Annotated in this window: 22 protein-coding genes and 3 tRNA genes; 17 read left to right on the top strand and 8 right to left on the bottom strand. The window is 62.7% G+C overall.

The features are described 5' to 3' along the window. Positions 1–490 precede the first annotated feature (490 nt). From ACFWEM_RS24795 to ACFWEM_RS24785, 3 genes are all read left to right on the top strand, one after another. A complete protein-coding gene (locus ACFWEM_RS24795) occupies positions 491–1,750 on the top strand; it encodes a PucR family transcriptional regulator (RefSeq protein ID WP_378449693.1) in 1,260 nt (419 codons plus the stop codon). Between the two features lie 362 nt (positions 1,751–2,112). Next, positions 2,113–2,256, top strand: a complete 144-nt coding sequence (locus tag ACFWEM_RS24790; RefSeq protein ID WP_003945326.1) for a hypothetical protein — start codon at positions 2,113–2,115, stop codon at positions 2,254–2,256. Positions 2,257–2,499: 243 nt separating this feature from the next. Then, positions 2,500–2,667 (top strand): hypothetical protein, encoded by a 168-nt coding sequence (locus ACFWEM_RS24785; RefSeq protein WP_003945367.1) that lies wholly within the window; start codon positions 2,500–2,502, stop codon positions 2,665–2,667. A 132-nt stretch (positions 2,668–2,799) separates the two neighbouring features. On the opposite strand, the gene ACFWEM_RS24780 is transcribed toward ACFWEM_RS24785, so the two are convergent. Genes ACFWEM_RS24780 through ACFWEM_RS24770 form a run of 3 tightly spaced genes read right to left on the bottom strand, consistent with a single transcriptional unit; the run spans position 2,800 to position 5,400 of the window. Continuing rightward, positions 2,800–3,045 (bottom strand): hypothetical protein, encoded by a 246-nt coding sequence (locus tag ACFWEM_RS24780; protein WP_283304040.1) that lies wholly within the window; start codon positions 3,043–3,045, stop codon positions 2,800–2,802. A gap of 13 nt (positions 3,046–3,058) precedes the next feature. Next, positions 3,059–4,231 (bottom strand): fatty acid desaturase family protein, encoded by a 1,173-nt coding sequence (locus ACFWEM_RS24775; protein WP_378537902.1) that lies wholly within the window; start codon positions 4,229–4,231, stop codon positions 3,059–3,061. 35 nt (positions 4,232–4,266) lie between these two features. Then, positions 4,267–5,400: a ferredoxin reductase gene (locus tag ACFWEM_RS24770; RefSeq protein ID WP_378537900.1), complete on the bottom strand. Its 1,134-nt coding sequence runs from the start codon at positions 5,398–5,400 to the stop codon at positions 4,267–4,269. A gap of 168 nt (positions 5,401–5,568) precedes the next feature. On the opposite strand from ACFWEM_RS24770, the gene ACFWEM_RS24765 reads away from it, so the two are divergent. The 3 genes from ACFWEM_RS24765 (at position 5,569) to ACFWEM_RS24755 (ending at position 8,036) form a co-directional block, all read left to right on the top strand. Continuing rightward, positions 5,569–6,264 carry a TetR family transcriptional regulator gene (locus ACFWEM_RS24765; protein WP_378449690.1) on the top strand — a complete coding sequence of 232 codons (696 nt, stop codon included), beginning with the start codon at positions 5,569–5,571 and terminating at the stop codon, positions 6,262–6,264. 35 nt (positions 6,265–6,299) lie between these two features. Then, positions 6,300–7,139, top strand: a complete 840-nt coding sequence (locus ACFWEM_RS24760; RefSeq protein ID WP_378537898.1) for an alpha/beta fold hydrolase — start codon at positions 6,300–6,302, stop codon at positions 7,137–7,139. Positions 7,140–7,214: 75 nt separating this feature from the next. Further along, a complete protein-coding gene (locus tag ACFWEM_RS24755) occupies positions 7,215–8,036 on the top strand; it encodes an acyl-CoA thioesterase (protein WP_378537896.1) in 822 nt (273 codons plus the stop codon). On the opposite strand, the gene ACFWEM_RS24750 is transcribed toward ACFWEM_RS24755, so the two are convergent. Beyond that, positions 8,026–9,387, bottom strand: coding sequence for an MFS transporter (locus ACFWEM_RS24750; RefSeq protein WP_378537894.1), 1,362 nt, complete (start codon positions 9,385–9,387; stop codon positions 8,026–8,028). The genes ACFWEM_RS24755 and ACFWEM_RS24750 overlap by 11 nt on opposite strands. A gap of 128 nt (positions 9,388–9,515) precedes the next feature. On the opposite strand from ACFWEM_RS24750, the gene ACFWEM_RS24745 reads away from it, so the two are divergent. The 5 genes from ACFWEM_RS24745 to lysA all read left to right on the top strand — a co-directional run bounded on the left by ACFWEM_RS24745 (position 9,516) and on the right by lysA (position 15,081). Beyond that, positions 9,516–10,130, top strand: a complete 615-nt coding sequence (locus ACFWEM_RS24745) for a PadR family transcriptional regulator (RefSeq protein ID WP_378537892.1) — start codon at positions 9,516–9,518, stop codon at positions 10,128–10,130. Then, positions 10,127–12,157: an FAD-dependent oxidoreductase gene (locus tag ACFWEM_RS24740; RefSeq protein WP_378537889.1), complete on the top strand. Its 2,031-nt coding sequence runs from the start codon at positions 10,127–10,129 to the stop codon at positions 12,155–12,157. The genes ACFWEM_RS24745 and ACFWEM_RS24740 overlap by 4 nt, the downstream gene beginning before the upstream one ends. Before the next feature lie 19 nt (positions 12,158–12,176). Next, complete coding sequence (cmrA, locus tag ACFWEM_RS24735) at positions 12,177–12,980, top strand: mycolate reductase (RefSeq protein ID WP_019749133.1); 804 nt, start codon at positions 12,177–12,179, stop codon at positions 12,978–12,980. Positions 12,981–13,152: 172 nt separating this feature from the next. After that, on the top strand, positions 13,153–13,587 hold the full coding sequence (locus ACFWEM_RS24730) for a hypothetical protein (RefSeq protein ID WP_378537886.1): 435 nt from the start codon (positions 13,153–13,155) through the stop codon (positions 13,585–13,587). A 150-nt stretch (positions 13,588–13,737) separates the two neighbouring features. Beyond that, positions 13,738–15,081, top strand: coding sequence for a diaminopimelate decarboxylase (lysA, locus tag ACFWEM_RS24725; RefSeq protein ID WP_378537884.1), 1,344 nt, complete (start codon positions 13,738–13,740; stop codon positions 15,079–15,081). Positions 15,082–15,100: 19 nt separating this feature from the next. Here the strand turns inward: lysA and ACFWEM_RS24720 are convergent, their stop codons facing one another. Further along, complete coding sequence (locus ACFWEM_RS24720) at positions 15,101–16,849, bottom strand: helicase HerA-like domain-containing protein (RefSeq protein ID WP_378538531.1); 1,749 nt, start codon at positions 16,847–16,849, stop codon at positions 15,101–15,103. 120 nt (positions 16,850–16,969) lie between these two features. Here ACFWEM_RS24720 and orn point away from each other — a divergent pair, with 120 nt between their 5' ends. Together orn and ACFWEM_RS24710 are read left to right on the top strand one after the other, a co-directional pair. Beyond that, on the top strand, positions 16,970–17,569 hold the full coding sequence (gene orn, locus ACFWEM_RS24715) for an oligoribonuclease (protein ID WP_024487359.1): 600 nt from the start codon (positions 16,970–16,972) through the stop codon (positions 17,567–17,569). 84 nt (positions 17,570–17,653) lie between these two features. Further along, a tRNA-His gene (locus ACFWEM_RS24710) sits at positions 17,654–17,726 on the top strand. Positions 17,727–18,063: 337 nt separating this feature from the next. On the opposite strand, the gene ACFWEM_RS24705 is transcribed toward ACFWEM_RS24710, so the two are convergent. Then, complete coding sequence (locus ACFWEM_RS24705) at positions 18,064–19,233, bottom strand: Ig-like domain-containing protein (protein ID WP_125052658.1); 1,170 nt, start codon at positions 19,231–19,233, stop codon at positions 18,064–18,066. 368 nt (positions 19,234–19,601) lie between these two features. Here ACFWEM_RS24705 and ACFWEM_RS24700 point away from each other — a divergent pair. From ACFWEM_RS24700 to ACFWEM_RS24690, 3 genes are all read left to right on the top strand, one after another. Then, positions 19,602–19,674, top strand: a tRNA-Lys gene (locus ACFWEM_RS24700). Between the two features lie 111 nt (positions 19,675–19,785). After that, entirely contained in the window at positions 19,786–21,216 is a 1,431-nt protein-coding gene (locus ACFWEM_RS24695; protein WP_378537881.1) for an amidase, read from the top strand. Positions 21,217–21,309: 93 nt separating this feature from the next. Further along, positions 21,310–21,382: transfer RNA gene (locus ACFWEM_RS24690), tRNA-Lys, on the top strand. A gap of 66 nt (positions 21,383–21,448) precedes the next feature. Here the strand turns inward: ACFWEM_RS24690 and ACFWEM_RS24685 are convergent. After that, the gene (locus ACFWEM_RS24685; protein WP_003945299.1) at positions 21,449–21,670 is read right to left on the bottom strand and encodes a DUF3618 domain-containing protein; all 222 of its coding nucleotides are present in this window, start codon (positions 21,668–21,670) and stop codon (positions 21,449–21,451) included. A gap of 145 nt (positions 21,671–21,815) precedes the next feature. Here ACFWEM_RS24685 and bcp point away from each other — a divergent pair, with 145 nt between their 5' ends. Next, complete coding sequence (bcp, locus tag ACFWEM_RS24680) at positions 21,816–22,289, top strand: thioredoxin-dependent thiol peroxidase (protein WP_007733290.1); 474 nt, start codon at positions 21,816–21,818, stop codon at positions 22,287–22,289. Here the strand turns inward: bcp and ACFWEM_RS24675 are convergent. Continuing rightward, positions 22,286–23,635 (bottom strand): dipeptidase, encoded by a 1,350-nt coding sequence (locus tag ACFWEM_RS24675; protein ID WP_378537879.1) that lies wholly within the window; start codon positions 23,633–23,635, stop codon positions 22,286–22,288. The two genes, bcp and ACFWEM_RS24675, sit on opposite strands and share 4 nt — an antisense overlap. Positions 23,636–23,712 lie beyond the last annotated feature (77 nt).

Below are 23,712 nucleotides of genomic sequence, written 5' to 3'. Positions count from 1 at the left end.
AGATTTCGCAACACAGACGGCAGCACAGAAAAGGGTGCCTCCTCCCTGAACCGGTCCCCCTACGTCGGACTGGTCGAATCAACACCTAGGCCTCGAGGGCCCTGGGTCCGCGACAGCGTCGGACTCAGGGCCCTCGACCATGATCCGAGCAAATCGCCCGCGACGAACCCGTAGGCGACGGCAATGATCCCAGACGGAACTCGTGGTGTCCGCCGAATCCGTTTCCGCTCTGACGTCGAAAAACATCGTAAATGGACGATTGTTTAGTTCGGCGACGCGTGGGGCATATGGACTTATCTTCACATTTGTCCATTTCACAGTTGGACATTCGTTCATGTGGTAGAAATCACAACGCCTGGTGCAATTCGATCCGCAGATTTCAGCGGCGAGTATGCCCCCGAACAAGGCCTCAGCGTGTACCCCGCTTCGTAACGCGCCGAGCCTCCGGGTGCCTGTGCCGCGCGACGCATCTGTCTAGAGGAGGCCACCCATGTCCCCAGCGCTGCTGAACAACCCGGGACCGCTCATGCTGGGAGGCAAGCCCGCCTCCACAGCGGTCAATGACGTCATCCCACTGGCAAGCGATCTCGTAGATCACTTGTCCCGCGCCAACCCGACGTTGACTTCCCTCCAAACGGAGGCAGTACGTCGGGAGTTGATCGCGGTAATCGTGCAGGGGCTTCAAGTAGGGATCCAGCTATTGGATCACCGCAAACTCCCCACCGACCAAGACCTGGACGGCATTCACACCATGACCGTCCAACAAGCACTGAAAGGCGTGCCACTCAGCGCAATTCTCAGCCTGACGAACGAGGGCATCAGCACTTTTCGCACCCTCATCCTCAGTCGAGCCGACGCCGGGGACTCCGCCAATCTCGGCGATCTCAACGAGTTCTTGTTTGCACTGGCGCAGCGGCTTCACTCGTTCATCTCGATCAGCTATCTCGCGGCTCTTCCGGCCGGTTCCCAACTCGGCGAATACTCCGCCGGCGCCCTCGTGAAAGCGATGCTGGACGGCGACGATCCCACCCAACTCGCGCTCCAGATGGGCATTGAACTCGCACCCCGCTATCTCGTCCTACGACTGATGGTGAACCTGCCACCCACGCGAACAGGAGCCCGCAACGGCACGCACCAGCGCATACAGGCCTATCGCGATCTCACGGTGGTTCAGGCAAAGATCGCGGCTCATTTCGGCTCGGCACTGCTCGAAGCGCCTGCACCGCAACGTGGTCTGGTCCTGATCGAGGGCACTCCCGACTGGAAATCGGTGTGCGAGATCATCCAAAGTGCACGTGCAACGGTCGGGGTGGAGATCACGGCCATCGGCGAGAGTGCCGCCGTCGGAGACATCGCCGCCGCCCAGGCAACAACACATGAATTGGCGCAACTCGTGCGGCGCCTGAGACTGCCGGCGCGGTCATACCGGATGGAGGACCTCGCGCTCGAGTACCAACTGACGCGAAGCGGCGCGGGCCGCGACAGCTTGATCAACCTACTCAAGCCACTCCACGGCAATCCGGAACTGTTGCAGACACTGTCCATACATCTCGCGAACGGCCAGCACCGCCAGCGCACCGCCTCGGCACTGGGCCTGCACACGAACACCGTCGACAACCGGATCAAGCGCATCGCCGCCCTGACCGGATTGGATCCGGCTCTACCCTCTGAGCTGCTCAAACTGCGCGCTGCGATGATCTCGCTTTCTTTCGCCAGCACTGATGTGGACAACCGTCCAGCGAAAGTGTGAACACTCACACCCTCACTATTAGCTCTCCACGAATGGTGGCCTCGACCCCACTTTTCCGCACCGAGCCGGGCTATAAAAGTGTGGTGCGAATCACCGCGCAAACCAGTAACAATTAAGGGGAACCACATGATCAACGGCCAGGACAACGCTCTCCTCGGTGCCTTCTTCGACACCATCCTGCAGCTCTTCAACGCGGGCAGCACCGGCACGGGCTCGACGGATGGCGGCGGCGTCTCCTAGGACGAATCGCGGGCCCCGTGCGAGATTCTCTCGCACGGGGCCCGCTCCAAGCCGCCTGACACTGTGAGGGCGGTGACCACGGTGACCACCATGTCGCCATCGCTGAAACCAGGAGCCAGCACATGATCGCCGCACCAACCACAGGCGCTTTGGCCGTCGTCTTGAACACCGTCCTTCAGATGTTCAACGCGGGCAGCAGCTTCCTCTACACCGACAACTCTCCGATCGGCGGCGGCGGCGAAACTCCCACGACGCCTGCTCCCTGATCGACTTACCCGCTCGCACCACAACGTCGCGGCGCAGACAGGAATCACCGTGATAAACCCGCACACCCAGGGCAGCCTGGTTATCGACTTCGGCTCGCTCTCCAGGGCACTCGGCTTCGGCAACGGCTCGATCGTGTCGCTCGGCAGCACCGGAAGTGCCTGAAAAAGCCGTCCTGACTACGTCGACGATCCCGTCGCCGCTCACATTCTCACCACATTTCGAAACAGAAAGCAGGTCTCCCTGTGCCTACAATCCCGCTCACCGGCGACCCCATCGTCATCAATATCATCGTCCAGCTACTGAGCGCGGGCAGCAGCAACGCGCTCGCTTTGGGCGGGGTCGGCAGCAGCGGGCTCGGTAGCACCGGGCTCGGCAGCTTCGACTCGGCGAGTCTCGGGAGCGCTGCTTAGCATCTCCCACTGATGAGTGGCTGATTCACCGCCATTGATCGGTATGCAGTCCATGAAACCGACGTTGCCCTCCGCCACAAAGGACGGAGGGCAACGTCGTCGGTCACGCCGAACGGATACGGCGCAATCGGATCAACGCCAGTCTTCAGGCGGATCGGTGTCGTCGTGTTCGATAGTCACGGATTCCGAACGATCGTCAGCCGCAGCTTTTTTCGCCGCTTCTCGCATCTCGATACCGTCGGACACCCAGTCACCGATCTCGCGCGTCACGTCTCGAACTGCCCCGGCGATGATCATCGCGATGGAGCCGACGTGGTTGGCTGCACTTTCCGTCAACTCCTGGACGGTGTCCTTGCGGCGTTCGAATTTCCCGACCATCAAAGTGTGCCTCTCAGGCTGCTGTTCGCTGGCGCTCGACGATAACACCGGGAGGGGTCTTCGACTTGACCACACCGGGCGGCAGAGCGAGCTTGAAGATCTTGCCCCACACCGAACCGATCTGCTTGAAGAACCCACCGGTGTTGTACGGCAAACCGTACTTCACACACAATTCTTTCACCTCGGGAGCCAGTTCCGGATAACGATGCGCAGGCAAGTCCGGGAACAGGTGATGCTCGATCTGGTGCGAGAGGTTGCCGGACATGATGTGGAAGAGCGGGCTTCCCTCGATGTTGGCACTGCCGAGCATCTGCCGGACATACCACTGACCGCGAGTCTCGTCAGCCGTCTCGTCCTCGGTGAAGCTCTGGACGCCGGTGGGGAAATGGCCACAGAAGATGATCGAGAAGGTCCACACGTTTCGCACCAGGTTGGCGGTGACGTTGCCCGCCAGAGTGGTCACGAACAGCGGTCCCGTGAGAACCGGGAAGATGACGTAGTCCTTGAGGACCTGCTTGCCTGCCTTGTTCCACCAACCCTTGAGTAACGGCTTGACGTCGTGCCACTTGCGTTTACCTTGGATGACGTTCTCGATCTCGAGGTCGTGCATCATCACGCCCCACTCGAAGAGCACCATCAAGGCAAAAGCCCAGACCGGATTACCGAGGTAATAGGGGTTCCACTTCTGCGCGTCGTCAATACGCAGGATGCCGTATCCGATGTCGCGGTCTTTGCCGAGAATGTTGGTGTACGTGTGGTGCATGTAGTTGTGCGAGTGGCGCCACTGGTCGGCCGGGCACACCGTATCCCATTCGAAGACTTCGGAATTGAGCCCGGGTTCACGCATCCAGTCGTATTGACCGTGCATGACGTTGTGGCCGATCTCCATGTTGTCGAGAATCTTCGACACACTCAATGCACCGACGGCCGCGAGCCATACCGGGGGGAGGAAGCCGAGGTACATCAAGCCGCGACCCGCGACCTCGAAACCACGCTGCGCCTTGATGATCTTGTAGATGTACTCCCGATCCTCAGCACCGAGTGAGGCGACGGTGCGATCACGCAGTGCGTCCAACTCGCGGCCGATCTCCTCGACCTGCTCGTACGTCAGGACAACAGGAGCGTCGTTCTTCGCATCGGAACCGTTGCCGAGGAAAGGGAGGGTGGGAAGTGAAAGTCCAAACATGTCGGTCTCCAGACAGTCGAGAGAAAAATGGGACTTCAGATGTCGACGGTGACGTCGCCGACGGGAGCGCTGACGCACAGCTGGATCTTCTTGTCCGGCTCGTCGTCGGTCTCACCGGTGCGCACGTTGCGGGTACGACCCGCCTTCTTGACGGAGGTGCAGGAGAAGCAGATTCCCATCCGGCATCCGTATTCGGGATTGAGGCCCGCAGCTTCTGCTTGTTCGAGCAGTGTTTCGCCGGAGTTCTCGGCTGCCACTCCACTTTTGGTGAATGACACCTCGCCGCCGGCCTCACCCGGCTCGGCCACCGCGGGTGCGAACTCCTCGGTATGGAGCAAGTGCTCGACGTCGACCTCACGGAACACCTCGCGCACTCCCCGCATCAGTCCGGGAGGCCCACAGAGATAAGCCTGGGCGTCGACCGTTTCCGGATCAGCGATCCACGGGGCCACCGCGTCGAGGTGCCCACGGTCGAAGAAACCTTCGAGATCACCTCCACCGCTTTCGGTGTACACGAGTACCAGTTTCACGTTCGAGTTCTGCTCGGCGATGGTTTTCAGGGCGCGCGTGTATGCCACGTCGGCATCGGTGTTCGCGTAGTGCACGAACACGATCTCGCCCGAATGCTCCTCGTCCACGAGCGTCCGCAGCATCGACATCACCGGGGTGATTCCACTGCCACCACTGATCAGCAACACCCGACGCGGGCGGTCGACCGGGAGGGAAAACACCCCGTCTGCCTGCGAAAGACTGACTACAAGTCCCGGCGCAGCGTTGGCGTACAGATACTGCGACACCAATCCACCCGGATGAGCCTTCACGGTCAGCTCGATCAGCCCGTTGCGCGTAGACGCGCCCCCGGCCGGCGAGTAGCACCGAGTGTGACGAATACCGTCGATCACCACGCCCAACTGCACGAACTGGCCCGCCTGAAATCCACGCCACTGGCGAGTCGGACGCAGCGTCAGCGTGACGGAGTCTGCGGTCGGGTGGTCGACGGAAACAACCTGTGCGCGAATGTCACGAACGGTCGCCATCGGGTTGATCAGCTCGAGGTAGCGATCGATCTGATGTGGGGCGGCCATGGCTTCGATCAGTCCCACCAAGGACAGTCCGCGCCGAGATGCGGGCTTCGGTGTCGTGTTCTCAGGAGCAGATGCGATTGTCATGACCCTCCTCGTGTTTCGATTGCCGGGTAAATCGTTTGCCGGGCTGGCTTCCCCCGACTGCGTGAATTCAGTGTACAAATGTTCACCGAAGATAGTGTGACAGGTGCACACAAGTACATGTCAACAAGAATGTGACCCGAGTTACACGAGTTGCCGAAAGGAGCCGGGATGCCTGTACCTACACTCGACGTCGTGACGAAGGCCGGACCGGTGAACCCAGAGAACAGGGAACCCGACAACAGGGAACCGGAAAGCCGTGCCGCCAAAAAGGAGCGCACGCGCCAATCCCTCTTGGACACGGCAATGGACCTCTCGGCCGACCGAGGCTTCGCCGGAATCAGCTTGCGAGAGGTCGCCAGGGAAGCCGGGATCGTTCCGACTGCGTTCTATCGCCACTTCGCTTCACTGGAAGATCTCGGCGTTGTCCTCGTCGAGGAAAGCATGCGCATGTTGCGTCAGATGCTGCGCGACGCCAGGCGCAACCCCAGTACGAAGGACGCCACTACGTCACTGGGTATCCTTGTGCGACAGGTGCATACACACGAACGACAGTTTCGATTCCTCTGCCGTGAACGCTACAGCGGCGTCAGCGAGGTGCGACGCGCGATAGCCACCGAAATGCGGTTGTTCGTCAGCGAATTGACCCTCGATCTGTCCAGAATTCCCGGACTCGAAAGCTGGTCGTCGGACGATCTGGAAATGGCCGCCGATCTGATCGTCTCGACGATGTTCGGTGCCGTCGTCGAACTCCTGGACGCCGGGACTGCCGGATATCGCGACGAAGCCGCCGTCATCACACGAGCAGAGAAGCAGCTGCGGATCATCATGCTCGGAATGGCCACCTGGAATCCACCTCGAAACTGACCTCGGGTTCACCTTTTCGACGTACGGTGAGAGCCATGTCTTCCACGAGTACATTCGAAATCCCCGTTGGCGACCTCACCTTCGACGTACTGATCTCGGGCCCGGACGACGGTATTCCGCTGGTAGCGCTGCACGGCTTCCCGGAGAGCGCCGCATCCTGGGGCAAGGTCACGCCGCTACTGACCGCTGCGGGATACCGCGTGATCGCACCGAATCAGCGCGGATACTCCGCCGGCGCACGCCCGGAAGGTGTGGACGCCTACCGCATTGAGCACCTGGTAGCCGACGTCGTCGGATTGCTCGACGCACTCGGTCTGCCAGACGCACATCTTGTCGGCCACGACTGGGGTTCGGCGGTGGCCTGGCAGGTCGCCGGCCGCCATCCGAACCGGATCCGCAGCCTTACCGCGATCTCGGTCCCCCACCCCACAGCTTTCGGCTGGGCATTACGCGAGGACGAGGACCAGAAGCAACGCTCGTCGTACATCGGCCTTCTCCGGCAGGAGGGCAAGGCCGAGGAAGTGTTGTCGGAGGACAACTTCCGCCGACTACGCGCTATGTTCGACGGACAGATCGATCCTGAATTCGCCGACGAGCACATTCGTGTCCTGAGCGGGGAGGGCGCGCTGACCGGCGCCTTGAACTGGTACCGCGCGATGACCCGCGACTTCGGCGACATCGATCGCACCACGGTGCCGACCACGTACGTCTGGAGCACCGGCGACTCGGCGCTCGGCCGCGCAGGCGCAGAACGCTGTGGTGAATTCGTCGACGCTCCCTACGAGTTCGTCATCCTCGACGGCGGAAGTCACTGGATTCCGGAAGAGCGGGCCGAAGAGTTGGCCGAGGCGATCCTCGCGCGTGCAGGATCCTGATCGTAGCGACGAATTCGGCTCTATGTATGTTGTCATACATAGAGCCGAATTGATTCCACCACCAGGAGTTCTGCGATGACCGAGACCGTTGCACCACCCCATCCTTTTGACGCTGCTGTCGGATTGACGTCGCTCACCGCCGGTTTGTCGACCGGCGAAACCAATGCGGCGTACAACAACATGGTCGGACCTTTCGGCGGCGTCACTGCTGCCACGTTGCTCGAATCGGTATTGAAGCACCCCGAGCGACTGGGCGATCCGCTGTCGTTGACCGTCAACTTTGCCGGTCCGATCACCGAGGGCGCTTTCGAGATCTCCGCCCGCCCGGTGCGCACGAACCGCTCGACGCAGCACTGGTCGATCGAACTGTCTCAGGACGGCACCGTCGCCACCACCGCGACGGCAGTGTTCGGCACGAGGCGTGAGACGTGGTCGTCGACCGAGATCACGATGCCGGAGGTTCCGTCGGCCGAAGACGTTGCACTGCTGCCGTTCCCCGAGTTCATCGCCTGGGCGCAGAACTACGAGATGCGGTTTGTCGAAGGTGCGATCCCCGACCTGGAGTCGGGCGAGCACCCCGACTCGACTACGACGCTCTGGGTGCGCGATCAGCCGACACGCGCTCTCGACTACACGTCGTTGACCGCACTGTGCGACGTCTTCTTCCCGCGAGTTTTCCTGCGCCGAGGCAAGATGGCACCGGCCGGAACGGTCTCGATGACCATCTACTTCCACGCCGACACTCAGGCACTGACCGAACAGGCGGACAATTCAGTCCTGGGCACCGCGCGGACTCAGCGGTTCGGCAACGGGTACTTCGATCAGTCGGCCGAAATCTGGGGCAGTGACGGCGCATTGCTCGCTACGACACACCAGTTGGTCTACTTCAAGGACTGACAACCACCGCACTGTCCCCTTCCGGCGCCTTGACCATCGACAGGGCGGCGAGGCCGACACCGAGCACTACCAGCAGTCCGATGATGCCGGCGCGGTCGGCGCCGAAGAGCCAGGCGAACAGGCCGAACAGTGTCGGCGCGAGGAACGACACTGCTCGGCCTGTTGTCGCATACAGGCCGAACATCTGACCTTCACGCCCGGGCGGGGTGATGCGCGCCAAGAATGTTCGAGCCGACGACTGAGCAGGTCCGACGAACAGGCAGAGCGCGAGTCCGAAGATCCAGAACATCACAGGCCCTGACACCGCGATCAATATCGCGCCGACCACGATCATCGACGCGAGCGAGACGGTGATGACCTGCTTGGGTCCGATCCGATCGTCGAAGCGTCCGGCCACCAAGGCGCCGATCGCGGAAATCACGTTGGCGGCAACACCGAACAGCAGGACATCTGCTGCGCTGATTCCGTAGACGTTGACGGCCAGCACGGCTCCGAAGGTGAACACACCCGCGAGTCCGTCGCGGAAGAGTGCGCTCGCGATCAGGTACCAGATCGTGCGCCTGTCGACGTTCCAGAGTTCACGCAGATCCCGCCACAACACCCGATAGGAGTCGAGGAATCCGGCCTTCGACGCGCCCGGATCGACCGCGGGGCTGGGCAACTCGGGAACCTTGAAGAATACCGGGATCGCAAAAATCGCGAACCATACTGCGGCCAGCAGTGCCACCATCCGGATGTTCATACCGCCGTCGGTGGTCAATCCCAGGAATCCCCGAGTGTCGCCGTCGCCGACGATGAACCCGAAGTAACACAGCAACAGCAGCACGATTCCGCCGAAATATCCCATAGCCCAGCCGAAGCCGGAGACTCTACCCAGATTCTCCGGTGTCGACACCTGCCGCATCATGGCGTTGTACGGCACGCCGGCAAGCTCGAAGATCACCGAACCGATTGCGAGCAGTACCAATCCGAGCCATAGGTAACGGTAGTTGTCTTCGACGAAGTAGAGGCCCGCCATCGAGAGCACGGTGATGCCGGTAAGTATCGCGAGCGAGAGTTTGCGTTTGCCCGACGCATCGAAACGCTGTCCGGTGATCGGAGCGAGTATGGCGATGAAGAAGCCGGCAATTCCGAGAGCCCAACTGAGCCATGTAGTTGCCGAAATCGTGCCGGGCAGGTCGTCGCCGACCGCGTCGGTGAGATAGACCGAGAAGACGAACGTGAGGATCACGGCGTTGAATGCGGCCGATCCCCAATCCCACAGCCCCCACGCGAACACTTGACTCTTCGTGGCCGCACCACCGATGCCTGCGGGTGGCTCGGCCTGCGTGCTTGTGGACTCGGCGCTCATACGGCGAAGCCTAACTGTGCGCAGGCGACTCGGCGCCTCTCTCCGAGGTCGACATACAGGGCGTTCTATGCACCCGAGTTAGTACGCACTTAGTTGCATACGCACCTGAGTGCATAGATACTTTTTACATGGCACTCGAACATGCGTTGCTCGTCTCCCTTTCCGAACAGGATGCGTCGGGATACGACCTCACACGCCGGTTCGACAAGTCGATCGGTTTCTTCCACAGCGCGACGCACCAGCAGATCTACCGAGTCCTCAAGCGAATGGACGAGGCCGGCTGGGTGGAGGTGGAGGCCATTGCGCAAGACGGCCGCCCGGACAAGAAGATGTACCGCGTCAGCGACGCCGGCCGCGCCGAACTGACCCGATGGATCGCCGAGCCGTCCGAACCGAACCACCTGCGCAACGAGTTGGCCATCAAGATCAGGGCCGCAGCGCACGCCGATCTTCCCGCTCTACGACGCGAAGTCGCTCGCCACCGCGACGGCCACGCCGCCCGCCTCGACGTCTACCGACTCATCGAGAAGCGTGACTTCCCCAATCCAGCAGCACTTTCCGGCTCTTCGCTGCATCAGTACCTCGTACTTCGCGGCGGCATCCGCGTCGAAGAAGGCTTCACCGACTGGTGCCAAGAAGTTCTGGACGCATTGCCCACTGGCGAGCCCGCCACCGAAGCCGCTGGCGAGCCCGCCTCCGTAGCCACTGGCGAGAACGCCACGGAAGGAATTTCCCAGCCATGACGGATACACAGTTCCCCCGCCTGCTCGAACCGCTCGACCTCGGATTCACGACGCTGAAGAACCGCGTCGTCATGGGATCAATCCACACCGGCCTCGAGGATCGCGCGAAGGACACCGACCGCTTGGCCGAGTACTTCGCCGAACGCGCACGTGGCGGTGTGGGTCTGATCATCACCGGCGGGTACGCACCGAACCGCACCGGTTGGCTGTTGCCGTTCGGCGCCAAGCTGACCAACCACGTCGAAGCGCGCCGTCACCGCCGGATCACCAAGGCGGTTCACGACGCGGGCGGGAAGATCGCTATGCAGATCCTGCACGCGGGCCGATACAGCTATCAGCCGTTCAGTGTGTCCGCGTCGTCGATCAAGGCGCCCATCAACCCGTTCCGTCCGCGCAAGCTGACCGGCCGCGGGGTGCGTTGGCAGATTCGCAACTACATTCGCTGCGCGCGCCTGGCCAAGTCCGCGGGTTACGACGGCGTCGAAATCATGGGCGGTGAGGGCTACTTCATCAACCAGTTCCTCTGCGGGCGCACGAACAAGCGCACCGACCAGTGGGGCGGTAGTTCCGAGAACCGTCGACGCCTTGCTGTCGAGATCGTGCGACGCACACGCAAGGCTGTCGGCCCGAACTTCATCATCGTGTTCCGGTTGTCCATGGCAGACTTGGTCGAGGGTGGTCAGACCTGGGATGAAATCGTCTCACTGGCAAAGGAAGTCGAAGCTGCCGGCGCCACGATCATCAACACCGACATCGGGTGGCACGAGTCACGGGTGCCCACCATCGTCACCTCGGTTCCCCGAGCAGCCTTCGTGGACATCACCGGCAAGCTCGAGAAGCACGTCGACATTCCGGTAGCGGCCTCGAACCGGATCAACATGCCTGAGACTGCGGAAGAGATCCTCAACCGCGGTGACGCACAATTGATTTCCATGGCCCGGCCGATGCTCGCCGATCCCGACTGGGTGAATAAGGCCGAGCGCGGAGCCTCCGACGAGATCAACACGTGCATCGCCTGCAACCAGGCGTGCCTCGACCACGCATTTGTGCACAAGCAGGTCTCCTGCCTGCTCAACCCGCGCGCGGGCCGCGAGACCACACTGATCCTCTCCCCCACTCGGCGGACCAAGAACCTCGCCGTCGTCGGCGCCGGCCCCGCCGGACTTTCCGCGGCACTCCATCTTGCTCAGCGTGGTCATTCGGTCACGTTGTTCGAGGCTTCGGACAAGATCGGCGGACAGTTCGGGATCGCACAACTCATTCCCGGCAAAGAAGAGTTCGCCGAAACCATTCGCTACTACACGCGCATGCTGGACGTCGCCGGAGTGACCGTCAAGCTCGAAACCCGCGTCGCACCAGCAGATCTCATCGGCTCTTTCGACGAAGTGGTGGTTGCCACCGGAGTGACACCGCGCGTTCCCAAGATCCCCGGCATCGACAACCCGAAGGTGCTGACTTACGCCGAGGTCGTCCGAGAGGGCAAGCCGGTCGGTAAGTCCGTCGCCGTCATCGGTGCCGGCGGCATCGGCGTCGACGTCAGTGAATTCCTCACCCATCCGACCTCCCCCACCCTTCATCTGAAGGAGTGGAAGCAGGAATGGGGCGTCACCGAACCCGAGATGGCGCCGGGCGCGCTCACCACACCGGTACCGGAACTCTCCGAACGTGAGGTCTACCTCCTCCAGCGCAAGCCCGGACGCATCGGTGCCGGACTCGCGAAGACCACGGGCTGGGTCCACCGGGCAGCCCTCAAGAACAAGGGCGTGCACGAACTCTCGGGCGTCAACTACGAGCGCATCGATGACGCCGGTCTGCACATCACGTTCGGTGAGAAGCACGAGAAGCCCCGACTCCTCGAGGTCGACACCATCGTCATCTGCGCCGGGCAGGAATCGGTTCGCGACCTCGTGGACGAACTGACCGTCGCGGGTGTGGTGACCCACATCATCGGCGGCGCCGATGTGGCAGGAGAACTCGACGCCAAGCGTGCCATCGAACAGGGCACACGACTGGCCGCGAAGATCTGACCGGCTACGCTGACTGATTGTGAGCCTGCCGACACCCACAACCACAGCCCGCGCCGTCGTGACCGGCGCCTCCTCCGGCATCGGAGAGGCACTGGCCGCTGATCTGGCATCACGCGGACACTCCCTGATCCTCGTCGCCCGTCGCGGCGAGGTCATGGAGGTCCTCGCCGAGAAGCTTCGCGCCGCACACGGCGTCGAGGTGGAAGTCCGTGCATCGGACCTCTCCGACAGCGCGGCGCGTGCCGTTCTCGTCGAGGAGCTCGGTGGCCGCGACATCAGCATCCTGTGCAACAACGCCGGGATCGCCACCTTCGGCCCGATCGCCGAGCTGGACCCGGCGTACGAGCGTGACCAGGTCGAGCTCAACGCCGTCGCGGTTCACGACCTCACCCTGGCAGTGCTGCCCGGCATGCTCGCCCGCAAGTCCGGAGCGATCCTGATGGTCGGTTCCGCGGCCGGCAACATGCCGATCCCCAACAACGCGACGTACGCCGCCACGAAGGCGTTCGTGAACACGTTCGCGGAATCGTTGCGTGGTGAACTCAAGGGCACCGGGGTGAACGTGACCCTCCTCGCCCCGGGCCCTGTCCGGACCGAAACTCCGGACCCGGCCGAAGCGTCCATCGTCGACAAGCTCGTTCCGGACTTCTTCTGGATCTCGAGCGAGTACACCGCCAAGGTCTCGCTCGACGGCCTGGCCGAGAACAAGATGCGCGTCGTACCGGGCATCTTGAGCAAGGCGATGTCCGTCGCCGGCGGCTACAGCCCCCGCGCCGTCGTGGCGCCCATCGTGGGCACGTTCTACAAGAAGCTCGGCGGCTGATTCACGCAAACTTCTTAGACCACGCCATAGCAGACCATATAGTCGGTTAATGGCGATGCGACGAACACTGGCGGTAGGGGCAATCCTTCTTGTGACCGGAGGGTTGCCCTTACTGCTGCCTGCGACGGCGAACGCGTGCTCGTGCGCGTCATCGGCCTCACCGGAAGAAGCAGTGAGCGTCTCCAGCACTGTCTTCCTGGGGACTCCGACGGAGAAAACCTCGGACGGGTTCGAGGACACCTATCTGTTCGACGTCAGCCGCGTCTACAAAGGCGATCTTGCGTCGGTGACGTCGGTGGGGACACTCGCGAACGGGAACGGTTGCGGCACAAGCTACGTACTCGGAACCGAGCAACTGATGTTCGTTTCGGCGCCGTACGACGTCGACGCCGAACACGAGGGATACAGCTGCGGACCGGCCACCGAAACCGGGTTCGACATCCAAGCGGCGGTCGAGTCCGTGTACGGCGCCGGTTACGCCCCGAGTGCCGGCGGAACTCCGTCCGTTGGTGTGTCCGCCGACAGATCGACGGTCATCGGCGGAGGCGCCGCGGTGGCTTTGCTCGTGGTGCTCGGTTGGCTCGGATGGAAGCGGCGGGCACAGTGAGTCCACGGGCACAGTGCCGAGGCCGTCAGAGCCGCGTCAACCTCGTTCGACGGCGCGTCAAGTAAGCGTCAAGACTCCTCCCACCGGCGATCGTCAGGAGTAGATCTGAAAGTAGCCCGCAACACGGCGGGTCACCTTCAGGAGATCGACGTGACGCTACTCGAAATCTTCCCCTCCCTACGCGGCGCAATGACACCTCGTATGGATCCTGCGTTGTGGCCCATCAGCACTCGCCACGATCAAAGCGGGCGTGTCTGCATCGGCGACGTCTCCCTCGAAGAGATCGCGGACCAGTACGGCACACCGACGTACGTTGTCGACGAGGCGGACGTGCGGCACCGCTGCCGCACGTATCGAGAGATCTTCCCCGACTCGGAGATCGTGTACGCCGGCAAGGCACTGATGATCCGTGCGATGGCCAGCTGGGTCTCCGACGAGGGCCTCGGGGTAGACGTCTGTTCTGCCGGTGAACTTGCCATTGCTCTGGCCGCGGGCGTGGACCCGAAGCGAATCATCCTGCACGGCAACGCCAAATCGGTTGCCGAACTGAGAGCAGCAGTCAACGCCGGTGTCGGCCGAATTGTCCTCGACTCCCCCAGCGAAGCGGTACGCCTGGCGTCGGTGTGCACCCGCCCTCAGAAGGTGCTGATCAGAGTCACACCCGGCGTCGACATACACGGACACAAGGCGGTGTCCACTGGCATCTTGGACCAAAAGTTCGGTTTACCAGCATTTTCCGAAGAACTGGAACGTACGGTGTCCGTCGTCGCCACCGCGACGCACCTGCAACTCATCGGCCTGCATTGCCATCTCGGCTCCCAGATCACCGATCCCGAACACTTCCGCCCCGCGATCGAGACGATGATCGCGCAGATGGACGACATTCGACGCACACACCGAATCATCCTCACCGAACTCGATCTCGGCGGGGGGCACGGGATCGCGTACCTACCGGGAGATGCCCAACTGGATTTGACTCGCCTCGCTCACGTCATCGACGACAGTCTCGACGACGCCTGCACCCGAAACCGCTTCCCTCGCCCCGAAATCGTGCTCGAACCTGGCCGGGCGATCGCTGCGCGCGCCGGAGTCACGCTCTATCGCGTACAGAACATCAAGTCGATCAGCGGCGGACGGACCTTCGTTTCCGTCGACGGCGGGATGAGCGACAATCCGCGGGTGTCGTTGTACGACAGCCGTTACGACGTCGAACTGGTCAACCGACATTCGAGCGCACCGCTCCAGGAGGTCACGGTCGCCGGGCGGCACTGCGAATCGGGCGACGAAATCGCCGTTGGCGCCAGGCTTCCCGCCGACCTACACGAAGGCGACCTGCTGGCAGTGCCGTGTACAGGCGCCTACCACCACAGCATGGCGTCCACCTACAACAGCGTCGGCCGGCCGCCCGTCGTCGCTGTGCTCGGCGGTATTGCGCGGCCGTTGATCAGGCGCGAATCGATCAACGACCTGCTGGCCCGCGAGGTCGGTATCTGACCTCGCGGGCGTCTCAGCCTCAGCGCCTGCGGCGACTACCGGTGCCGAAAATGTTTCGCGAAATCTCCCGTCCCGCAGCCGAAGCCGCGGAGCGCAGGAAACTCTTGACAGCCGAGTTGCCCAAGATCTGCTCGGCGATATTGGGGCCCTCCGGTTCGGCCGGCGGCGGTGGCGGCAGGTCGGGTAGCGACGGAAGATCCAGGGACTGATCCGCCGTCGGAGCACCGGCCACCTTCGCCGTCAACTTCTCGTACGCCGATTCGCGGTCGATCGTCTGGCCGTACTTCTGATTGAGGGGACTCAACGACGCAGCCGCCTTGATCGCGTCGTTGCCGATGGTGTCCATCAGCGACCTCGGAGGACGAATCTTGGTCCAGGCCACCGGCGTCGGCGCACCCTTCTCCGAGAGCACGGTCACGATGGCTTCACCGATGCCGAGTGAAGTCAGCGCCTTCTCCAAGTCGTAGTGCTCGGTCTTCGGGTAGGTGCGGACAGTCTTGTTGAGTGCCTTCTGGTCGTCGGGCGTGAACGCACGCAGAGCGTGCTGGACGCGCGCACCCAACTGCGACAGAACCGAATTGGGAATATCGGTCGGAAGCTGCGTGCAGAAGAACACGCCGACGCCCTTCGAGCGAATCAGCTTGACCGTCTGTTCGACCTGCTGCAGGAAGGCCTTCGACGCGTCCGCGAACAGAAGGTGCGCCTCGTCGAAGATGAACACCAGCTTCGGCTTGTCCAGATCTCCCTCTTCCGGCAGCGTCTGGAACAGATCCGCGAGCACCCACATCAGGAAGGTGGAGAACATCGCCGGGCGAGCCGCCTGGGCACCGAGTTCGAACAGTGTGATCACACCGGCACCGCCGATGACCCGCAGCAGATCCTCGGTTTCGAGTTCCGGTTCGCCGAAGAAGGTGTCACCGCCATCGGCTTCGAGGTTGACCAACGCGCGCAGAATCACTCCTGCCGTAGCCGAGGAAACTCCGCCGATACCCTTCAGATCCGCCTTGCCCTCAGTACTCGTCAGGTGGGCGATGACCGAACGCAGATCCTTGAGGTCCAGCAGTGCGAGGCCCTGAGTGTCGGCCCAGTGGAAGATCAGTCCGAGAGTCGATTCCTGTGTCTCGTTGAGGCCCAACACTTTACTGAGTAGGATCGGCCCGAAGCTGGTGATCGTCGCGCGCACCGGGATACCGATTCCGTCAGTACCCAACGACAAGAACTCGACCGGCATCCCAGCGGGAGTCCACGAATCGTCGCCCGTCTCGACTGCGCGAGCCTTCATCTTTTCGCTTGGTTCCCCCGCCTTCGACAGCCCCGAGAGGTCGCCCTTGACGTCGGCCATCACGACCGGCACACCCGCGGCGGACAGCTGCTCGGCAATGCCCTGCAGCGTCTTGGTCTTGCCGGTACCCGTCGCACCGGCGATCAGGCCGTGACGGTTGATCGTCGCCAACGGAATCCGCACCCGCGCGGAGGGATCTGCCACTCCGTCGATCACCACCGAGCCGAGCTCGAGTGCCCGCCCCTCGGATGAGTAGCCCGCCGCGATTTCAGCTGCAGCACCCGACGGCGTCGCGGCAGCGGGGGTGTCGGGGGTGGCTCCTGCGGATGCTTCGGCCTCAGCGGCAGCAGCTTCCTTCTCCGCTTCCTCAGCAGCTGCCGCAGCTTCAGCGGCAATCCGAGCGGCTTCGGCAGCGGCGGCCTTTGCAGCTTTCGCCTTCTCCGCCGGCGTCAGCGGCGCGGCTCCGTCCTTCGGATCCACGGTCATCGAAAGCCCTCCTCGTTGCAATGCGGCGAAGTTCTTGTCATCACCCGAGCGCAGTCCTGCACGCACCCGAGTTTCCACCGCAGACCTTATCCCGCGCCCACGCGCACTACTGTGTTCCTGGTGCAGGACAAATTGGTATGGATCGATTGTGAAATGACCGGGCTGCGACTCGAGTCCGACAAACTCATCGAGATTGCGGCTCTGGTGACCGACAGCGACTTGAACATCTTGGGCGAAGGTGTGGACATCGTCATCCACGCCGACGACGACGCGTTGGCTGCCATGCCCGACGTCGTGAAGAAGATGCATGCAAAGTCGGGACTGACCGAAGAGGTCCGAAAGTCGACGGTCACCCTCGCCGAGGCGGAGAAAGAAGTGCTCGCGTACATCCGCAAACACGTTCCCGTCGCCGGTACGGCGCCCTTGGCAGGTAATTCCATCGCCACCGACCGCGGGTTCATCTCACGCGACATGACGGCGCTGGACACCTACCTGCACTACCGGATGATCGACGTCAGCTCCATCAAGGAACTCTCCCGCCGCTGGTACCCGCGAATCTACTTCGGTCAGCCCGAAAAAGGTCTCGCCCACCGAGCGCTCGCCGACATCAAGGAATCCATCCGCGAACTCAAGTACTACCGCGGCACTGCATTTGTCGCGGCGCCCGGACCGTCGAGCGCGGAGATCGCAGCCGTCGTAGAGGGCTTGGGTCCCGCCTGACCTGCCGATTGGCATCCTGACCGACTTTCGCGCTAGTATCTCTTTCGTCAAAGCAGCCGGGTCAAACCGGTGGCCGAGGCAATGGTGGGCGTAGTTCAGTTGGTAGAGCACCAGGTTGTGATCCTGGCTGTCGCGGGTTCGAGTCCCGTCGCTCACCCAAGCGGAACCCCCGAGAATGTCGAAAGACATTTTCGGGGGTTCTTTTGGTTTGTGCCCCCACCCCATCCCATCCCTAAACTCCCCCTCCACAGCCGGGTGAACGTATCGCTCCCCTTTTCTGACAGGGGCAGCGATACGTTCACCCGAAGTGGGTGGGGTGGCGACCGCGACAAATCGCGCGCACCCGAGCAACCCGTGCCCGGGCAGAGCGAACGTACCTCTGGTCGCCTCAGATGGACCGAGAGGCACTTTCGCTCGCAAAAGGCGTGCAGATGCAGAATGCCCCCAACCGGACGGTCGGGGGCATTCTGGCGTTCAGCGCTTCAGGGACGAACTCAGACGTCCGCGTTGCCGGTCTTCCAGACGCTCCAGGGGATGTTCCAGTCACCGAGGCCGTCGGTGCCGGAGAGAGTGCCGCCGACGGTGTTCTTGACGACGACGATGTCCCCACGCTTGGTGTTGTCGTAGACCCACTTGGCGTTGGACGGGCTCAGGTTGAGGCAGCCGTGACTGGTGTTGGAGTAGCCCTGCTGCCCGACCGACCACGGCGCCGAGTGGAAGAAGATACCGCTGTAGGACATTCGGGTCGCCCAGTCGACGGGGGTCTTGTAACCCTGCGCCGAGGTGACCGGGACGCCGTACGTGGACGAGTCCATGATCATGTTCGCGAAGCGGTCACCGATGATGTAGACGCCGTTGTCGGTAGGAGTGCTGTCCTTGCCCATGGAGGTGGGCATGGTCATGACAGTCTCACCGTTGACCTGGAAAGTGACCTGCTTGGTGTTGTCGTCCGCCGTGGCGATGACGGCATCACCGATGGTGAAGGAACTCTTCGCGTCTTCCTGCCCGAAGACTCCCTTGCCGAGATTGCGCCCGTACACGTTGACGCTCACGTCGACCTTGGTGCCCGGTGCCCAGTAGTTCTCCGGACGCCAACGGACCTCACGATTGTTGACCCAGTAGAACGCACCTTCGACGGCCGGAGTCGTGGTGACGGTGATCGCAGCTTCGGCAGCCTTGCGATCGGGGATGTTCTCGTCGAACTGCACCGCGATGGGCTGACCGATGCCGACCACGTCACCCTCGTTGGGCAAGACATACGGCTTGGTGACGTTGCCGGGTGCGCTGGTGGTGAAGGACGTGACCGTCGTACTTGCGCCACCCAATCCGAATGCGCGGGCCTCGATTTTGTACTTGCGGTTGTAGCCGAGTGGCTCGGTGGTGGTCCACGACGCACCGTCGGCAGCAATCGCGCCGGCAACTGCCTTGCCGTCCTGATTGACCATCGTCACGTCGGACAGAGCGCCGTCAGCGACGTTGATCTTGACCGGGTCGCCCGGCGAGAAGCCGACAGCGCCGTCGGCAGCGGTCGAGGTGAGCTTCGGCTTGATGAGTTCGGTGAGCGGATTGGAATCGATCGGCGCCGACCCTTCGGTACTGACGTCCTTGCCGCCCGACGTGCACGCGGTCATCAGAACGAGAGCACCGAGAGACGCCGCGATCATCGCCGCGCCCTTCGACGCTCGACCGTTCCCCCCGCGCACGGACAGACCCCACCTTTGACGACTCATCGTTCGACTCCGCTTCACAATTTCTCCGACTAACTTCCGCGTCACATGCGAATCCCACTTACCGGAAGGCAAGTGGGACTTGCGGTATGACTGCGCTGCACCAATGATGCCAGGCGCGCTCGTTACCAACGGTCATGAAAGGCCACGCCGTCAGTAACGTTCAAGTATCAATCGCTCCGAACCGTCCGTTTTGTTACCGCTTTCAGCTGATTTCCTCCGATCGGACTACAGCGGTGACGCCTCCACCTGGCGATTTGCTCCCGAACCGGCGATTCGGCTAATGTTCTGTCTCGCAAGAGCGAGCGCCTATAGCTCAGTTGGTAGAGCAAGTGACTCTTAATCACTGGGTCCGGGGTTCGAGTCCCTGTGGGCGCACTTGCAAAGGTCCCCACCTTCTTCGGAAGGTGGGGATTTTTCTTTGTGTCGTGGTGAACAGGATGTGGTGAATAGACTTCACAGTTATCGGAACCACGGCCTGGAGGATTGATGACCGAGCGCGAAACCACACCGGGCAGCGAGCTGGCATTTGCCGGTGTGGCGGGTCAGGCCGCTCTGATCCGGTCCGGAGAAATATCGGCCCGCGAGCTCACCGAGAACACACTTCGCCGTATCGAACGCCTCGATTCGACGCTCAATGCTTTTGTGCGAGTTCTCGCAGACGAAGCGCTCGACGAAGCGACACGTCTCGATCAGCGCCAGGCCGACGGCCACAGCCTGGGCCCACTGCACGGAGTTCCGATCGCGATCAAAGACGAGAACGACGTCGCCGGAACGCCGACGACGTACGGCGGTGCGGCAGCAACTCGCATCGCATCGGCCGATTCAGAGGTCGTCCGGCGGTTGCGCGAGGCCGGCGCGGTGATCGTCGGCAAGACGACGATGCCCGAGTTCGGCATCTGGCCCTTCACGGAGACTGCTGCAAACGGCTACACCAGAAACCCTTGGGACACCGGCGTATCCACGGGCGGATCGAGCGGAGGATCTGCGTCGGCCGTCGCGTCAGGCATGGTCGCAGCGGCAATCGGTGGCGACGGCGGCGGTTCCATCCGACTGCCTTCGGCGTTCTGCGGGTTGTTCGGACTCAAACCGCAGCGCGGTCGGGTGAGCACCGCGCCGAACCGAAACCTCTGGCGCGGACTCGGCACGCTCGGCCCCCTCACTCGTTCCGTCGAGGACAGCGCGCTCGTGTACGACGTGATCACCGGTACCACCGGGACCGACGACTACACAGCCGAAACGCTCCGCACCAGCTTTGCCGAGTCAGCCGCGTCGGCGCCCGGGCCGCTTCGCATTGCAGTGTCCACCCGGAGTCCGGTCCGGGGCGTCCGCCCGTCCCGGGAGGTCGTTGCCGCGGCGCATTCGATCGCAGAGATGTTGAGCGCGTTGGGACATCACGTCGAAGAGCACGATCCCGAGTACCCGGACGCAACTGCAGCGTTTCTCCCGCAGGTACTCGGCGGCGTCCGCGACGAAGCACTGCGCGTCGATCATCCAGCGTTACTCGAGAAGCGCACACGAGCACTCGCGTCGATCGGCCGGATAGCCGCTCCCGCGCGCGTCGGGAAATTCGCTTACCGCAAAGGTGAGCGAATCGCAGCGACGGTCAACCAGGTCTTCGACACCTTCGACCTGGTCCTGATGCCGACGACGCCCGCCTTGCCGCGCCCGATCGGACAGCTCGAAGGAACAGGCCTTCTGTCCGCAGTCCGTAAGGCGTTGCCGATCGCCGCCTACTGTTCGATCTGGAATGTCTGCGGCAACCCGGCGGCCGCTGTGCCCGCCGGGTTCTCCGAACGCGGACTCCCCCTGAGCGTCCAACTGGTCGGGCGCAGCGGTGGTGAACCGACGATTCTCGCCGTCGCACAGCAGTTGGAAAGCACCGTCCGCTGGCCGGATTCGCACCCTCCACACTCGTGAATTCCGGAAGCGATGTAACCATCGTCACCACGATGAACACGCGTTTTGCAAACTCCTGAGCCTGTCGGCTAATGTTCTGTCTCGCAAGAGCGAGCGCCTATAGCTCAGTTGGTAGAGCAAGTGACTCTTAATCACTGGGTCCGGGGTTCGAGTCCCTGTGGGCGCACTTGCAAGAAGGCCCCCACCTCACCAGGTGGGGGCCTTCTTCATGTGCTGTCTTCGACAACTCGGGTCAGCGAATGATCTTCCGGACCACGAGTAGTCCCACCACTGAACCGACTGCGATCAGCGCGTACTTCACTGCCGGCTCGTTGAGCTTGGCGAGCACCGTCTTCTTGGTGTTCTCGACCAGCCGCTTCGGGTTGGTGCGGACCGTCAGTTCGTCGAGTGTGCTCGCGAGCTGGTTACGCGCCTTCTCGATCTCGCGCTCGATGCTCTCGGTGTCCCTGGGCACGTGTCCTCCAACTTGTCTGTGTTCTGCTGCTCTGTGTGCGGGTCTGCTGTGCGGACGCAGCGCGCCGACACTTCGCTCTACCGTAGAGGAGCAGAATGCCCTCGCGCCCACCTGCCGCGCAATTTGTCGACTAACCTCGATTCCCGTGACCGAGAACAGTAGATTGTCCGCCGGCGACGTCGCGCCGGATTTCACGCTCCCCGACGCCGACGGCAACGAGGTTTCGCTCCACGATTACCGCGGCCGCAAGGTCATCGTGTACTTCTACCCCGCGGCCAGCACCCCGGGGTGTACCAAGCAGGCCTGCGACTTCCGTGACAGCCTCGCCGAACTCAACGGCGCCGGCCTCGAAGTCATCGGAATCTCACCGGACAAGCCCGCCAAACTCGCGAAGTTCCGCGATACCGAAGAGCTGACCTTCCCGCTTCTCTCCGATCCCGAGAAGGCGACGCTCGAAGCCTGGGGCGCGTTCGGTGAAAAGAAGATGTACGGCAAGACCGTCCAGGGCGTCATCCGCTCGACGTTCCTCGTCGACGAGGAAGGCAAGATCGAGGTGGCCCAGTACAACGTCCGAGCCACCGGCCACGTCGCCAAGCTACGACGCGATCTGTCGGTCTAACTCCCGTACCTGGCCAAGAACAGCGCTTCCGCGAAAGCGAGATTCTCGATCTCCGACGGGTCGACGCTTTCGTCAGGTGCATGAATGCGGCACTGCGGTTCCTCGACGCCGATCAACGCGATCTCCGCGTCGGGGAACTGCTCGGCCAGTGCACTGCACAGCGGTATCGATCCCCCTTGTCCGGCAAATCCCACTTCGCGGCCGTAGGCATCGGTGAGCGCGGACTTCAGCTGCGCGAAACCTGACCCCTCCGTCGAGGACGAGAACGGCGATCCCGTCGATTCCGGTACGACCTCGATGTGGACGCCCCACGGCGCCGCTGCCAGGAGGTGGTCGGTCAACAACTCCTGTGCCTGCGCCGGATCCGTGCCGGGCGGGACGCGAAGATTCAGGCGTGCGGACGCGCGTGGCGTGATCGCCGCCGCCGAGCCCACGACCGGCGGGCAGTCGATACCCAGAATGGTCAATGCCGGACGAGCCCACACCTGCTCGGCGACCGAACCGGAACCCGTCAGCTGCACACCGTCGAGTACTCCAGCATCGGAGCGGAACTGATCGTCGTCGTAGCCGACCCCGGCCCATTCTTGGTCGTTGGTCAAGCCTTCGACGGTGGTGTTTCCGGCGCTGTCGTGCAACGTCGACAGAATGTGCACCAGCGCGGTGATCGCATCGGGCGCCGGCCCACCGAAGACACCGGAGTGAATCTCACCCTCGAGCGTCGACACGTGGACCACCACGTTGGCGATCCCGCGTAGTGACGTCGTGATCGTCGGCTCCCCGACCTCCGTGTTGCCGGTATCGGCGATCAGGATCATGTCTGCCGCGAAGAGTTCCGGCCGCTCGCGCACCAGATCCTCGAGACCGCCGGTGCCCATCTCCTCCGAACCTTCGGCGACGATCGTCAGATGCGCGCTCGGATCCACACCGGCAGCGGCAAGCGCTCGCAGCGCCGTCAAATGCATGACGACGTTGCCCTTGCAGTCGGAAGCGCCGCGTCCGTACCACCGTCCGTCGCGCTCGGTGAGGGTGAAAGGCGGCGAGCCCCAAAGCTCTTCGTTTCCGGGCGGCTGAACGTCGTAGTGGCAGTACAGCAGAACGGTCGGGGCGCCGGCCGGGCCTGGTCTACGCCCGACGACCGCGGCCGAACCGTCGGAGGTCTCGATCGCCTCGATATCGGCGAAACCCTGATCACGGAATGCCTCCAGCACCCAATGTGCCGCGGCTGCGCATTCTTCCGGCGGGTACTGCCGTGCATCGGCGACGGACTTCATCGCCACAAGTGCTTTCAGATCTTCACGGGCACGCGGCATGAGTCCACGTACCGCGGTTCGCAGTTCTTCCGTCATCGTCTCCCTCTCCTCGGCGTCGAATCTCGGTGTGCCCGAAGAATCTCAGTCTGCCCGAATCAGATGAAAGGAGTCGG

This window comes from Rhodococcus sp. NPDC060176, from assembly GCF_042728675.1.
In the GTDB taxonomy this organism is placed as follows: Bacteria; Actinomycetota; Actinomycetes; order Mycobacteriales; family Mycobacteriaceae; genus Rhodococcus_F.
Note: the sequence above shows the minus strand (reverse complement) of the source record. Positions and strands in the feature narration are given on the sequence as shown.